Below are 12,885 nucleotides of genomic sequence, written 5' to 3'. Positions count from 1 at the left end.
AAGCGCTGCGCCGAACGGCGTCCGTAGTGCGCCGAGCGGCATCAACCGGAGTAGCCGGTGACGGACCGAACTGGCGGGCCCGGCGACGGCGTGGGGCCCGGGTGCGGTCGGCACCCGGGCCCCACATCGGCCGGTCGTCAGCTCACCCGGTCGGGGTCACCGCCGGGCCGCCCAGAGCAGGGCCCGGCCGAGTTGCGACTGAAGGCCCTTGGGGTGCAGGCGGAACGTCGGGTCGGTGCCGAACAGCACCACGCCGTTTCCGGCGGCGGAGACGCCCCGCACGATGCTGGCCTGGTTGGCGGCCGCAGCCTGCCCGTTGGCGCCGTCGGTGGCCCACCAGCCGGACAGCAGCGGGTCAGCGGCGTACGACTGCTCGACCTCGACGTTGGCGCCGAGGTTGGTGAACCAGACGGGCTGGCTGATGAACGCGTGCGGGATGGCCGAGGTGGTGACCGGTCCCCCGTTGTTCACGATGTTGGCCACCCCGCTGGCCAGGCTGGGCGCCGCGGTGGCGGTCACGGTCAGCAGCGCGGCGGCGTTACCGAAGGACGCCCCGGCGGTGCCCAGGCCGACCACTCCGCCGCCCCGGGCGAGGAAGCCGTCCAGGGCGGCCCGGTTCTCGGCGGTCAGGTTCGCCAGGTTGACGTTGTCGGCGACCAGCAGCACGTCGACGTCCTCGGTCAGCGTGCCGGCCAGCGTCGCGGCGGTCACCGCACGCGCCTCGAATCCCAGGTCGGCGAGGGTGTCCCGCTCCTCGACCGAGCCGAGGTAGCCGACCACGACCCGGTCCAGCGGGATGCCCCGCCAACCCCTGGGCGCCGGTTCGAAGCTGACGGCGCGGGCCTGCACCTCGGCGCGGGCCAGCTTGCGGTTGGCCGGGGTGCCGGGGACGACCACCGACCCGTCCGCGAGCCGGTGCACCGCGACGCCCTTGGCCAGCAGCGAGTTCACCGCGAGCAGGTCGGCGGCGTCCCGCAGGTCCAGGCGCAGGTCGGACCGGCCGGCGGGCAGCGTGCCCTCGGCCCGCCCGTCGTAGGTCCGCTCCAGGCGTACCCCGGGCAGGTTGTTCCACAGGACGTCCACGGTGGCGCCCCAGGTCAGCCCCTGGCTCCAGGCGGCCGGGCCGGCGTAGAGGTCGTCCACCCGGTCGGTGATGTCCGCGCCCGGTTCGAGCAGCGAATTGACCAGGCCGCGCTTGGGCTGGTGCATGTCGACGACGTACGAGCCGGCTTGGTAGCTCTTGCCGCCGGCGGTGAACGCCTTCTTCGCCCGCCACACCCGGCCACCGCTGCCGATCAGTAGGTCGACCAGACGGGCCGCGGCCGGCTCGGAGCGCTGCCCGGTGCCGGTCGGGATCACGTACGAGCGGGGGAACGTGGTGTTGTAGTTGTCCTCCGGGCCCCAGCCCGGCACGTAGCCGTCGGGGATGTCGCGCAGCGGCTCACCGGCCAGGCCACGGCGGTAGACCTCGGCCTGGTCGTGCAGCACCTCGGCCCGGTGGTCCTGGATGTAGCGCAGCGAGGTGCGGATCGCCACCTCGTGCACGTCGGTGTTGATGCCGGACCGACGGACCCGCTCGGCGGGGGTGAGCGTGCTGCCGCGCGGGTTCAGCGGCGCCTCGATGGTGTACGGGATGCTGCTCTGCAGCATGGCGAACGACGGCACGTAGATCGGCGGGAAGTCGTCCCACACGCCCGGCTCGTCGTCACGGAACGGGATCCGGGCCCGCTGGGTCTCGGCGTAACCCAGACCGCGCAGGCCCTGCTCGATCGCCAGGGCGTTCGGCAGGCCGTGCTTGATGTACAGGTCGTACTCGTTGTTGACGTTGTGCGGCGGGGTGCTGGGGTGCAGCAGGGTCGGGTTGACGTACCCGTGCAGGTCCAGCGTGATGATCGGCTTGGTGTCGATGATCAGGTCGCGGATGAGGTTGGTCTCGGGCTGCGCGACGATGGTCAGGTCGCGGTTGAGGTCGTAGCCCGCCGCGTTGGCCCGGGTGCCGGCCACCCGGCCGTCCGGGTTGGAGGTGATGTTGAAGACCAGCCGGTTGCGCCGCAGCAGCGTGGCCACCTCGGGGCTGCGGTCGGTGGCGAGGTCCTCGATGACCCGCAGCGCCGCGTCGGTGCCCTCCCACTCGTTGCCGTGGATGTTGGCGTTGACGAAGAGCGGGGTCTTGTAGCCGGCGAGCAGCTTCCGGTCCCGCTGCGCCCGGGCCGGCTCGTCCTCGATGAGCCGCTTCCAGGTCTCCTGCTGCCGGGCCTCGGTACGGCTCTCCGGCGCGGTCACGGTGACCGCGTACAGGTCGTAGCCGCCGGCGGACTTCCCGGCGACCCGGGCGGAGACCCGGTCGCTGGTCCGCTGGAGGGCGTTCAGTTTCGGCGCGATCTCGTCGTACGGGAGGACGCCGATCGGGATGGACGCGTCGGCCGGGTTGTCCGGCCAGAGCGGGAGGGTGCTCTGCCGGGGGTAGCCCCGGACGTCGGAGAGGTCGACGGCGCGCGGCGGCACGGTGGGCAGCGCGGTGGCGGACGCCGGCCCGGTCAGGGCCACGGTGGCGAGCAGCGCGGCGCTCACCACGGTCGCGGTGAGCCGGGGTAAACGTCTCGTGGACAACATGGACGGATCTCCTGTCGGGAGGTACGCGCAGGCGGACGCGCCGCGGGGCCGGAGACCAGCGGTGAAGGGAAACGCCTGCAGCGTGCGAGGAAGGGAGGAACCCGGCGTCAGATGGAGCGTCGACAGGCGGCGCTGGCGACGCGCAGGAGGTCGATGTGACCCCGCTTCGTCAGATGAACGCTTCGCACGAAACCGATCTTGAGTCGGGCGGCATCCACTGTCAACAGTTTCCACACTGGTTGGAGCCGCCGAGCTAAAACCCTCCCGACAGGTGGGAATTAGTCGATCGTGGCGAGGTGTGCGGTGTCGTTGACCGTACGCACCGCGACGCCGCCGTCGGGCCACATGTCGAGCACCGAGATGCCGGCCGCGTCCAGGAAGAGCCGGTGCAGGAAACCGTCGCCGGCCGCGAGCGCATCGCGCAGCATCAGCTTGATCGGCGAGACGTGCGAGACGACCACCACGGTCTCAGCGGGGTACGCCTGGAGCAGCCCGGCGATGACCCGGTGACAGCGCTCGGCCACGTGGGTGAACGACTCGCCACCCGGTGGGGCGATCCGGGGGGAGGCGAGCCAGGCGTCCATCTCCCCCGGCCATTGCTGGCGCACCTCGGCGAAGGTGCGCCCCTCCCAGTCCCCGAAGTCGCACTCGATCAGGTCGTCCTCGGTGCGGACCGGCACGTCACCGAGCGCCCCGGCGATCGCCGCCGCGGTCTGCGTACACCGGGACAGCGGTGAGCTGAGCACGGCCGCGACGGACGGGGCCAGCGCGGCCACCCGGGCGGCGGTGGCCCCGGCCTGGGCCCGGCCGCGCTCGGAGAGCGGCACGTCGCCGCGGCCGGAGTAGCGCCGCTGCTCGGTGTACGCGGTCTCGCCGTGCCGGACCAGGATCAGCCGGGTGGCGGTGAAGCTCGGTCGCGGCTCCCAGGAGGCCGGTGCGGTCGCCGGGTCGCTGCCGGCGACCGGGGCGGCGGTAGCCACCGCGGGCCGGCCGGCGGCGGCGTCCATCGCGGCGTTGGCCAGCGCGTCGGCGTGCCGGTTCTGCTCGCGCGGGATCCAGGCGAACCGGACGGCGGCGAACCGGCCCACCAGCCCGGCCGCCTGGGCGGCGAGCGGTCGCAGACCGGGATGCTTGATCTGCCACCGGCCGCACATCTGCTCGACCACCAGCTTGGAGTCCATCCGGACGTCCACCTCGGCGGCACCCAGCTCGGCGGCGGCCGTCAGCCCGGCGATCAGCCCCTGGTACTCGGCGACGTTGTTGGTCGCCGTACCGAGCGACTCGGAGCGTTCGGCGAGCACCTCGTTGGTCTCCGCGTCACGCACCACCGCGCCGTAGCCGGCCGGGCCCGGGTTGCCCCGGGACCCGCCGTCGGCCTCGACGACGACCACGCGCGGCGCCACGACCTACAGACCCGACTCGTTGGTGCGGACCATGATCCGTCGGCAGTCCTCGCAGCGAACCACGTCGTCCGGGGCGGTCTTGCGGATCCGGGCCAGGTCGGCGCCGGAGAGCTCCAACCGGCAGCCGCCGCAGCGGCCCGCCGTGAGCAGCGCCGCGCCCAGGCCGGTGTCCTGGCGGATCTTGTCGTAGAGGGTGATCAGTTCGCCTGGGAGGTCGTCGGCGAGCGGCTGACGGGCCCCCCGCTTGAACTCCTCCTCCTTGGCGATCTCGGCCAGCGCGTCGTCCCGGCGCTTCTCGGTGGCGGCCCGCTTCTCCCGGGTGTCGGCCAGCCGCTGCTCCACGCCGTCCAGCACGCTTTGCGCGGTCTCCCGCTGCTCCATCAGCTCCAGCTCGGCGTCCTCCAGGTCGCCCTGGCGCCGGTTCAGCGAGACCAGCTCGTGCTGGAGCGCCTCCAGCTCCCGGGCCGGGCCGGTGCCCGCGGCCAGCCGGTTCTGGTCCTTCTCCTTGCGGGCCCGAACCTGCTCGACGTCCTTCTCCAACCGGGCGATGTCCCGGTCCAGGTCGTCGACCGCCACCTGGGCACGGACCCGCTCGTCCTCCAGCGACGACAGCTCCCGGGCCTGCGCCTCCAGCTCGGCCCGCTCCGGCAGCGAACGCCGGCGGTGGGCGAGCTGGGCGAGGTTGGTGTCGATCGCCTGGAGGTCGAGCAGGCGGCGCTGCACCTGGGGGTCAGCCTTCACGGTCGGGCTCCTTGTCGTCCACAGCGGGTGCGGCGGCGTGTACGGTCCACGGGTCGGTATCCAGGTCGGACACCAGCGTCTCGACGCCCGGCGCCTCCCGCAGGAGGGCTGCCAGATCGTCCAGCCACGGTCGTTCGGTCGCCCAGTGGGCGGCGTCGATCAGGGCGGGACCGTCGGCGGCGAGGTGCTCGCTTGCCGGGTGGTGCCGCAGATCGGCGGTGAGGAACGCGTCCACCCCGGCGGCGGTCGCGGCGCCGAGGAAACTGTCCCCCGACCCGCCGCTGACGGCGAGGGTACGAACCATACGCCCGGGATCCCCCGCGGCGCGAACTCCCCAGGACGTGACGGGGAGCACGGCGGCGGCGTGCCGGGTCAGCTCGGCGAGCGTCATCGGACGGGGCAGCTCGCCGATCCGACCGATGCCCCGGTCGTCGCCGTGCGCGGGCGACCCGGGCGCGGGCCGCTGCAGCGGCCGCAGGCCGGTCAGCCCGAACCGGGCGGCGAGGGCGTCCGAGACCCCCGGGGACGCCACGTCGGCGTTGGTGTGCGCCACGTAGAGCGCCACCCCAGCCCGGATCAGCTGGTGGATGATCCGCCCCTTGAACGTCGTCGGGGCGACCGAGGAGACCCCGCGCAGCAGCAGCGGGTGGTGCGCAACGATCATGTCGACGCCGGCGGCCAGCGCCTCGGCGACCGTCTCCGGCACCACATCGACCACGCAGAGCACCCGACGGACCGGGGCGGACGGCTCACCGAGCACCAGGCCCACCCGGTCCCACTCCTCCGCCCAGACCGGCGGGTAGCGCCGTTCCAGCTCGGCCACCACGTCGGTCACCGTGGGGGTGGATCCGCATACGCTCACGGCGGGCCAGCTTACCGGCGCGGAGGCCATCGGGCGGCGACGCCCGGCCCGGCCGCGCCGGTCGGGTGGCGGGCCGGGCGGGCGGTCTGACCGCTAGGCGGCGCTCCAGGAGATGGCGCGCAGCGTGGTCAGCGGCATCGACCAGGGGAACGCGTGCAGGTGCTGCTCGCCGGTACCCGGCGGATGCAGGGCGACCACGTGATCACCGAAGAGCACCGTGACGCCCCACTCGGCCAGCCGGGCGATCCCGGCCCGGAACGCCGGGTGGGCGGCCATCGCGGCGTTGGTGTACGGCACCGCCACGATCGGAAGGCCCTTGCCCTGCGCCTCGACCAGCAGCCCGAGCGCCAACGTGTCGGCGATCCCGGCCGCCCACTTGTTGACCGTGTTCACGGTGGCGGGGCAGACGATCATCGCGTCGGCGGGCGGCAGCACGTCCGGATCACCGGGTTTCTTGTAGTGCGTCCGCACCGGGTGGCCGGTCTGCCGGGCCAGGGCGGGCCTGTCGACGAACTTGGCGCCGTCCGGTGTGACGACCACGCACACCTCCCAACCATCCTGCTGGGCCAGGTCGACCAGGCGCCCGACGTGCCGGGCCAGCGGCGAACCGCAGGCGATGACATAGAGCACCTCGCGGTGCCCCCTGATGTGCGGTGAACCGGCCATCAAACCGGCTCCACGCTCATACCCCTACTCCCATGTGCTCAGCCAACTCCGCTACCGGAGAAGGCGGCGCACCACGTGTGCGACGCAGGATGTCCGACATCACCTCGTGCGCGATCGGCCGGCAGCGGATCTCCGACGGAGCGAGCCGGTCGCCGCGCAGCAGCATCTCGCCGGCGTTCGCCACGTCGCCCATCTGGGCGAAACCGCGGGCGATGTCGAGCAGGTGGTGCGCGCGACGTTCGGGCAGCAACGCGTTGAAGGAGGGCTCCACGATGCGCAACTGATGCACCTCCACCGCCCGACCCCCGTCGCCCAGCTCCACCGCGGCGGCGGCCCGGTGCAGCTCGACGTTGGTCGGGCCGAACGAGGTCCAGTAGTGGTTCTGGTCGCCGCCGAGCAGGGTGGCAGCCTCCTCGGCGCCGTTGATCAGGTCGTCGACGGTGGCCGAGTCACCGATCCGGGAAGCGGCCATGGCGCCCTGGAGCAGCAGCATGCCGTAGACGGAGAGCCGCGCCGGGGAGGCGTCGTTGCCACCTCCGGGCGCGAGCCGGTTGGCGATGTTGACGTTCAGCTCCAGCGCCGGGCGGGCCCGGCCCATCGCGACCAGGGCGTTGCACACGCGGGTGGTGGCGATGCCGGCCAGCAGTTGGTCATCGGCCCGCTGGGCCACCGCCATCGACCGGTCCGCGGCCAGCCAGGCCAGCTCGCACTCGCCGAGCTTGCGCAGCACCGAGGAGGCGATCTGGTAGACCTGCCCGAGCAGGTGTGCCGCCTCCGCGGCCTGCTCCCCGCCGTAGCTGGCGTCGGCCGCCTGGGCGTCGCGCAGCAGCTTCGGCAGCGCGCGGGTGAGCATCCCGTAGCGGCCGTACTGGTAGGTGAGCCAGGCGTGGTTGACGGCCTTGCGCATGTCGTCCAGCGGCGGCGGGTACGGCGCCGCGTCGAAGTACGCGCTCATCGAGTCGTACCGCTCCAGCGCCGCCCGGATCTCCTGCACCTCGACCTGGTCGATGCAGTTCAGCGCATCGGTACGCCGCTCCGGGTCCTTGCCCATCAGCAGCTGCACGTCCACCTGGAGGATGTCGGCGATCTCGTAGAGGACCGAGAACTTGTCCAACCGACGGACGCCCCGCTCGACCTTGTCCACCCAGCTCTTCGACTTGCCCAACCGGTCCGCGAAGACCTGCTGCGACATCTTGCGTCGCCCCCGCCAGTAGGCCACTCGCCGCCCTACGGGTAGCTCGTCCATCTCCCCATCCCTCCCCTGCCGCCCCGGCCAATCAGGCCCGGGCGATGTCCGCGGGCGTGGCGAAAGTCATCCATGTTTAGGTTTTGCCTGGTCGCACAGCTAGTGCGTCAGCCATACAGCCAGTCCTCGTACTTTTCGTGCAAGTTGCACGAGCCGTTTCGTCAACCTCAACGATCGTGGGTTACGGCAGTGACGGTGCTCGACATGCGACCTGGCGTTCGCCGGGCCCGACGAGGGGAGATGGCAAACATGTGGGGGAACGTCGCACCGCGCGTCGCCGAACTGTCGCCGCTGGAAAGAGTCCGGCTGCGCCGGGTCGCCGTGCGGTACGCCGCGCACGGGTGGGAGGTCACCCCGGGGGCCTGTCTGGCCCGCAGCCGGTTCGTGTGCGGCCGGGCCGGCTGCCCCACCGTGGGCTGCCATCCCGCCCTGGAGAACTGGGAGCTGGCGGCCAGCGCCGACCCGGCCCGGGTGGCCAACTGGTGGCGGGCCCGCCCACACGGCGTGCTGCTGCCGACCGGTCGGGCCTTCGACGTGCTGGAGGTGCCCGCCCACCTCGGCCAGCTCGTGCTCGACGCGGTGCAGACCCACCCGGCCGGCACCGGCGTACGCGGACCGGTGCTGGTCACCCCCACCGGGCGGTGGATGTTCCTGGTCCGCCCCGGCGATCCGCTCCGGCCGGAGCTGGAGCACTGCTTCCACGTGGTCCGGCACGGGCCGGGGTCGTGGATCCCGGCACCGCCCACCCGGCTGCCAGAGGGGACGGTGCGCTGGGCGGTCGCCCCGGAGCAGGCCCGCTGGCAGCTTCCGGATTCCTACCTCGTGCAGAACACGCTGATCGAGGCGCTGCGCGCCACCGGGGTGACCCTCGCCCCCGACCTGCTCCCTGGTCACCTGCCGCTGCCCCGGCGGGGCATGTGAACCGGCCCCGGTGGGCGATTCCATCCGGTGGCCGACAGCGTCGCCGAGGCGTCGGTCCTCGTTGACAGTGAGACGGCGCGAACGCGCGCCACGAACGGGGGAACGATGTCCACGGACGACCGAGCGCCTCATCCCGGCGGCACCGAACCGCCCCGGCGCAGCCACCCACGACACCGGTGGGCCGGCACCCGCCCGTCCGGCTCGCGCCCCGGCCGTCCCCGCCCCACCGGTTCCCGTCCCGCTGGCACCCACCGCCCGCTCCGCTAGTCCGTGCGGGGCATGCCGGCGGAGACGAACTGGCGGGCGTCGTCGGTGATGACGGCGTGGGTGTGGTCGGGAAGACGGTCCAGCCAGCCGATCCCGGCGACCCCCATGGCAAGCGCCGCGGTGGCGTAGGCGTCGGACACCCCGAGGTCGGTGCCGACCACGGTCACGGATCGCAGCCCACCGGCCAGCGCGCCCCGGCGCGGGTCCAGCACGTGTCGACCCCGCTCATAGACCCCGGACGTGGCCACGGCCAGATCGGTCCCGGCCAGCACCAGGCAGGCCGCCATCGGGTCCCAGGGGTGCCGAATGCCGATCCGCCACGGCTCGCCGGACGGGGAGAAGCCGCGTACCCGCACGTCACCGCCGGCGTTCACGCAGTGGTTCGCCGCGCCGGCGGCGAGCAGCCGGTCCGAGGCGACCTGTGCCGCCCAGCCCTTGACGAACCCGGACGGGTCGAGCCGGCCGGTGGCGTACGCGTCGAAGAACCCATCGGTGGCGCCCCACAGGTCGGCGCAGGCCTCCAACACGAACCGCAGGTCCGCCGACGCCTCGGAGAGCAGCACCTCGCCCCGGTCGAAGCGGCACACCTCGCTGTCCGTCCGGTACGTGCTGAACCGCGCGTCCACCTCGCGCATCCAGGCGAAGACCTGGTCGGCCAGCTCGCGCAGGCGCGCCGGTGGCAGGTCGTCGGCGAGATCCAGGGTGATGGCCGTACCCATGATCTGCTCGACCTGGCACAGCCCGGGTCGGGTCATCGTCGCCGGCACGTCAGAACGCCTCCTCGATCGCGCCTCGCAGCGACTGCTTGTAGGAATTGCTGGTCTCGGTGGCACCGGAGACGGTGTTGAGGTTGGCGCTCTGCTTCTGCACCACCTCGCCACCGGTGCCGTTGTACCTGTCCCGGACGTCACCGCTGTGGATGTCGGACTCGCCCCCGCTGGGCAGCGACAGCGAGATGGCCTCGATGATCCGGGTGCCGGAGACCACGATCTGCACCTGCACGTACCCGTACTCGTTGTCCACGCCCGGCCCGGTGACCCGGCGGGTGGTCGGCTGCGGCGCCTTGGTGGTGGTCCGCGGTGCGGTGGGGGCCTTCGCGGTGGTGCGGGTGCCGGACGGGCGGGCGGTGCTCTTGCTCGGCTTGGGCGACGACGGCGCGTTGGGAGCCACCGACGGCGTCGGTGCGACGCCCACCGGGGCGGCGCGCGGGTCGACACCTTGCGGGGTGGGGTTGACCGACTGGCCGGCAGGCAGGTCCTGGGCGACCTGGGAGGTGCCCGGCGAGCCCTTGAGCACCACCAGCGCGGTGGTGCTGGCGGCCAGACCGGTGATCGCGAGGAACGCGCGACGCATGGGGATGCCTTCCTACAACTCGAAGGTGGCCAGGTGGATCTGCCGGCGGGGGACGCCGGCCCGGCGCAACGCGCGCACCGACTGCTCGACCAGCCCAGGCGGCCCGCACAGGTAGACGTCGCGCCGGGCCACGTCGGGCACCAGTTGCCGCAGCCCGTCCGGGCTCATCAACTGGCGGGGGCCGGGGTCGTCGCGGGAGCCGATGACGTACCAGACCGAGGTGTCCCGGGCCTGGGCCAGCCAGTCCAGCTCATGGCTGAGCAGCACGTCGGCCGGAGTGCGGGCCCGGTAGATCAGCGCCGCGCCCGGCGGCAACTCCTCCAGCATGGCCCGGATCGGGGTGATGCCGCTGCCGCCGGCGATCAGCAGCGCCCGGTCGCCGACCCGGTGCGCCGCCGTGAAGGTGCCCGACGGGCCCTGCGCCCAGACCCGGGTGCCCGGGTCCAGGTCGCGCAGGTCGGCGGTGTGCGAGCCGACCACCTTGACGGTGAGGCGCAGCCAGCGGCCGTTGGCCGCGGCGGAGACGGAGAACGGGTGCGACTGCCACCAGCAGCCCCGGGTGAGGAAGCGCCAGCGGAAATACTGCCCGCCGAGCATCGCCAGCCGGCCCAGCCGCTCACCGGTGAGGTAGATGGAGATGGTGTCCGGGCTCTCCGCGACCACGTCGGCGACCCGCAGCCGGTACCGCAGGTTGAACGCCAGCGGCGCGATCACCCGACCCCAGAGCAGGGCGGCGACCACCAGCACGTAGAGGGCGATCCAGCCGGTACGCACCGGCCCGGGCTTGTACAGCTGCGCACCGTGGCTGAACTGGTGCCCGAAGCCGAGCAGCAGGATCAGATAGCTGGACCAGTGCAGCAGGTGCCACAGCTCGTAGGGCAACGCCCGGCGGATCGCCCGCACGCTGCTGAACCCGACCAGCATCATGATGCCGGTGGCGACGAACGCCGAGACCATGTCCTCGTAGTCGCCGAGCAGTACGCCGACCTCGGCGAACACGGAGTGGTTACGCAGGTCCGCGTAGCCGACCAGGATCAGCGACATGTGCGCCAGCACGGCGACCAGCAGGGTCGCACCGACGTCGCGGTGCCAGCGGGCCAGTTGTTCGCCGCCGATCCACCGCTCCAGCACCGGCAGCCGGCTCATCATCAGCACCTGCACCAGCAGCAGGTAGCCGGCGACCAGGCCGGTGATCCGGCCGGCCGCGGTCACGGTGGCCGCGGTGGTCTTCAACGAGCCGGCGGGGGTGCCCAGCCACCACGGCAGCACGCTGGCAAGCAGGCCGACCAGGAGCAGCACGGCCAGCAGCCGCCGGCCGCCGGGTCCGCGCCGGTCCGGGATCGGCGGGGGTACGGGCTCAGCCGTCCGGCCGCCGTGCCGGGACGAGGTCCCGGTGCGGCGGCCGGCGGCGTGGGTGTGCGAATGCGTCACGCGTACAGCTTCATCGGGGCGTACTTCTGGCGGGGGAAGACCTTGTCCACCTCCGCGTTGGTGAGCCCGAACCGGCCCTGCGCGACCGCGCCGTAGACGTTGAACATGTTGTTGTACTCGGGCACGTCACCGGAGTCCAGCTTGTCCAGGCCGTTCCAGGTGCCGAGCAGCGAGCCGGCCAACTTCTTGCCGGACAGCAGGGTGACCACCCCGCCGTGCCCGTGGTCGGTGCCGCCGCCGTTGGAGCCGACCCGGCGCCCGAACTCGCTGGACACCATGATCGTCACGTCGGCGGCCTGCGGGCCGAGGTCGGTGAAGAACGCGGCCATGGCGCTGGCCAGCTCGTTCAGTCGGCGGTGCAGTTGGCCGCCCTCGCGGGTGCCCTGGTTCTCGTGGGTGTCGTAGCCACCCATGCCGACAGTGGCGACCCGTACGTTGGCGCCACCCTTGATCAGCTGGGCGAGCTGCTTGAACGCGTTGCCGACGCCCTCGTACGTGACCCCCGCGGCCGGCTGGTACGGCTTGGCGGCGAGCTTCTGCGCCGTGGCCAGCGCGCCCATGCCCTCCTGCACGGCCTCCTCGACCGGGTGGTTGATCCCGGTGAAGAGCCCCTTGATCGCCTTTTCGGTGGCGGCCCGGAACCGCTCGTCGCCGTTGAGCCGCAGCGAGCCGACGTTGTTCAGCGAGAGCGCGCCGTTGTTGCCGACCAGCGAGCGGGGAAGCGTGCTGCCGATGCCGACGCTGCGGAAGGCGGTGCCCTTGCCGAGGTTGTCGACCAGGCCGTCCAGCCAGCCCCGGCCGCCGGTCTCGTTCGGCAGCCCGCCCAGGTTGCAGGCGTCCGCGGCCTGGAAGTGGCTGCGCGACAGCCGCTCGTCGGAGACCGCCGGGATGAAGCCCAACTGGCCAGCCTTGAGCCACTGCTCCAGCGGCTTGAACGCGCTGGTCAGCTTGAAGCCGCGGCCCAGGGCCAGCGAGTCGTTGCCGAGCAGCAGGTCGGGGCGGGCTTTGGCGAGCACCGCGTCGCCGTCCGGTGCGACCAGGCTCAGCCCGTCCAACCCGCCGTAGAGGAAGACGTGGATCAGGGTGCCGGTCTTGGTCGCCGCGAACGACGCCGAGGTGGTGACGAACTGGGCGGTGGCCAGCGCGGTGGCGGTGGCCGCGGCACCGGCGACGAAGGTCCGCCGGGTGACACCGCGACCGTCCTGCTGGGCCTCCTCCAGGTCCTCCAGGGTGCGGTAGCGGTCGGCCTCGGCGGCGTTCTCGGCGGCGACGAGGTCGGCCTCCGCCCGCAGCAGCGCCTCGGCCGGGTTGTCGGCCAGCCGCCGCAGGTCGGGGCATTCAGGGTGCAGGGGGAACGAGTTGTACACAGTCTTCTCCATCGG

At 72.6% G+C, this 12,885-nt stretch carries 12 protein-coding genes; 1 reads left to right on the top strand and 11 read right to left on the bottom strand.

Annotated elements, in window-relative coordinates:
• Positions 1-156: 156 nt before the first annotated feature.
• From OG990_RS01440 to OG990_RS01410, 7 genes are all read right to left on the bottom strand, one after another.
• Positions 157-2,613, bottom strand: a complete 2,457-nt coding sequence (locus tag OG990_RS01440; RefSeq protein WP_406078707.1) for a M14 family zinc carboxypeptidase — start codon at positions 2,611-2,613, stop codon at positions 157-159.
• A 107-nt stretch (positions 2,614-2,720) separates the two neighbouring features.
• Entirely contained in the window at positions 2,721-2,801 is an 81-nt protein-coding gene (locus OG990_RS01435) for a putative leader peptide (protein WP_350874228.1), read from the bottom strand.
• A gap of 90 nt (positions 2,802-2,891) precedes the next feature.
• On the bottom strand, positions 2,892-4,016 hold the full coding sequence (locus tag OG990_RS01430) for a bifunctional RNase H/acid phosphatase (protein ID WP_328419036.1): 1,125 nt from the start codon (positions 4,014-4,016) through the stop codon (positions 2,892-2,894).
• A 3-nt stretch (positions 4,017-4,019) separates the two neighbouring features.
• Positions 4,020-4,757, bottom strand: coding sequence for a C4-type zinc ribbon domain-containing protein (locus tag OG990_RS01425; protein ID WP_328419037.1), 738 nt, complete (start codon positions 4,755-4,757; stop codon positions 4,020-4,022).
• Positions 4,747-5,583 carry a Nif3-like dinuclear metal center hexameric protein gene (locus tag OG990_RS01420; RefSeq protein ID WP_328426817.1) on the bottom strand — a complete coding sequence of 279 codons (837 nt, stop codon included), beginning with the start codon at positions 5,581-5,583 and terminating at the stop codon, positions 4,747-4,749. Before OG990_RS01420 ends, OG990_RS01425 begins: the two co-directional genes overlap by 11 nt.
• 129 nt (positions 5,584-5,712) lie before the next feature.
• Positions 5,713-6,285 (bottom strand): flavoprotein, encoded by a 573-nt coding sequence (locus OG990_RS01415; protein WP_406078705.1) that lies wholly within the window; start codon positions 6,283-6,285, stop codon positions 5,713-5,715.
• 16 nt (positions 6,286-6,301) lie between these two features.
• Positions 6,302-7,531, bottom strand: a complete 1,230-nt coding sequence (locus OG990_RS01410; protein ID WP_328419039.1) for a helix-turn-helix domain-containing protein — start codon at positions 7,529-7,531, stop codon at positions 6,302-6,304.
• 249 nt (positions 7,532-7,780) lie between these two features.
• On the opposite strand from OG990_RS01410, the gene OG990_RS01405 reads away from it, so the two are divergent.
• Entirely contained in the window at positions 7,781-8,452 is a 672-nt protein-coding gene (locus OG990_RS01405) for a bifunctional DNA primase/polymerase (RefSeq protein WP_328426819.1), read from the top strand.
• Between the two features lie 263 nt (positions 8,453-8,715).
• On the opposite strand, the gene OG990_RS01400 is transcribed toward OG990_RS01405, so the two are convergent.
• From OG990_RS01400 to OG990_RS01385, 4 genes are read right to left on the bottom strand one after another with little or no spacing between them, the layout of a single operon-like run.
• On the bottom strand, positions 8,716-9,438 hold the full coding sequence (locus OG990_RS01400) for an FAD:protein FMN transferase (protein ID WP_406081619.1): 723 nt from the start codon (positions 9,436-9,438) through the stop codon (positions 8,716-8,718).
• 49 nt (positions 9,439-9,487) lie between these two features.
• Positions 9,488-10,072, bottom strand: a complete 585-nt coding sequence (locus tag OG990_RS01395; RefSeq protein WP_406078703.1) for an FMN-binding protein — start codon at positions 10,070-10,072, stop codon at positions 9,488-9,490.
• Between the two features lie 12 nt (positions 10,073-10,084).
• Complete coding sequence (locus OG990_RS01390; protein ID WP_386984232.1) at positions 10,085-11,503, bottom strand: ferric reductase-like transmembrane domain-containing protein; 1,419 nt, start codon at positions 11,501-11,503, stop codon at positions 10,085-10,087.
• On the bottom strand, positions 11,500-12,882 hold the full coding sequence (locus tag OG990_RS01385) for a DUF1501 domain-containing protein (RefSeq protein WP_328419042.1): 1,383 nt from the start codon (positions 12,880-12,882) through the stop codon (positions 11,500-11,502). Before OG990_RS01385 ends, OG990_RS01390 begins: the two co-directional genes overlap by 4 nt.
• Between the last annotated feature and the right edge of the window lie 3 nt (positions 12,883-12,885).

Origin of the sequence: Micromonospora sp. NBC_00858, assembly GCF_045207365.1 — a bacterium.
Lineage (GTDB): Bacteria > Actinomycetota > Actinomycetes > Mycobacteriales > Micromonosporaceae > Micromonospora.
The sequence above is the reverse complement of the archived record's forward strand: the minus strand, read 5'-3'. Positions and strand labels throughout refer to the sequence as shown.

Bases quoted from the DNA above. Each gene is read 5' to 3' on its own strand.
- OG990_RS01440 (WP_406078707.1), bottom strand. From the start codon at position 2,613: ATGTTGTCCACGAGACGTTTACCCCGGCTCACCGCGACCGTGGTGAGC.
- OG990_RS01415 (WP_406078705.1), bottom strand. From the start codon at position 6,285: ATGGCCGGTTCACCGCACATCAGGGGGCACCGCGAGGTGCTCTATGTC.
- OG990_RS01410 (WP_328419039.1), bottom strand. From the start codon at position 7,531: ATGGACGAGCTACCCGTAGGGCGGCGAGTGGCCTACTGGCGGGGGCGA.
- OG990_RS01405 (WP_328426819.1), top strand. From the start codon at position 7,781: ATGTGGGGGAACGTCGCACCGCGCGTCGCCGAACTGTCGCCGCTGGAA.
- OG990_RS01400 (WP_406081619.1), bottom strand. From the start codon at position 9,438: ATGGGTACGGCCATCACCCTGGATCTCGCCGACGACCTGCCACCGGCG.
- OG990_RS01395 (WP_406078703.1), bottom strand. From the start codon at position 10,072: ATGCGTCGCGCGTTCCTCGCGATCACCGGTCTGGCCGCCAGCACCACC.
- OG990_RS01385 (WP_328419042.1), bottom strand. From the start codon at position 12,882: ATGGAGAAGACTGTGTACAACTCGTTCCCCCTGCACCCTGAATGCCCC.